Annotated in this window: 1 protein-coding gene; it reads left to right on the top strand. The window is 53.0% G+C overall.

The genetic code is table 11. The features are described 5' to 3' along the window. Positions 1-398: 398 nt before the first annotated feature. Positions 399-594 (top strand): hypothetical protein (locus tag CIK04_RS35160; protein ID WP_325206046.1); only part of this gene is annotated, 196 nt, incomplete at its 3' end.

Genomic DNA, 594 nt, shown 5'->3' with positions numbered 1-594 from the left:
CGTCTTCTGCTTCCACAGGTGACCACGCCGGAATACCCCGATAGCGAATCGGTTTGGGTGCCACTAAAAAAAAACATCTGCTCATCACAGACTTAAAGTGTACTTCCTCCCTTCGCAACACTCGCTTGCTTTTGGCAAAGCGGTGCCCCATCAGACGCGATGCTAATGGTCAGCTCGGTTTTCTCCTCCACGCCATTACTGGGCTTCTCAGGCCGAGCCTTACTCACTACTACGGATTCATCTGCCACCTCACACCAACACGAGTCTTGGTTTTCACCTTGAACTCGTGCTTCCGGCGTTTGCCCGGATGTGGTGTCAGGCTTCCCCAGTTACTGCACTGGCTCCCTGTTAACAATGCCACCCTCAAGCACAGCATAGATCTGACTGAGTATTGGGCTTTGCGATGTTTCGGACGCTTACCCACCTATGCTGCCGAAGCAGGTTCACTTACGTTGTGTACTGTTAACTTCCTATTGCTTCCTTCAGACYCTGCCGTTGGCCAGCAACGCCCTTGCAATTCGGATTATCTTCCCCTCAGTCAGGGCGATTCGGGCTTCTTTCAACCCGACGGGTTTGCCAGCTTCGCTGGGCAAA

Source organism: Vibrio sp. 03_296 (assembly GCF_002265885.1).
This window is presented reverse-complemented; position numbering and strand designations above follow the sequence as displayed.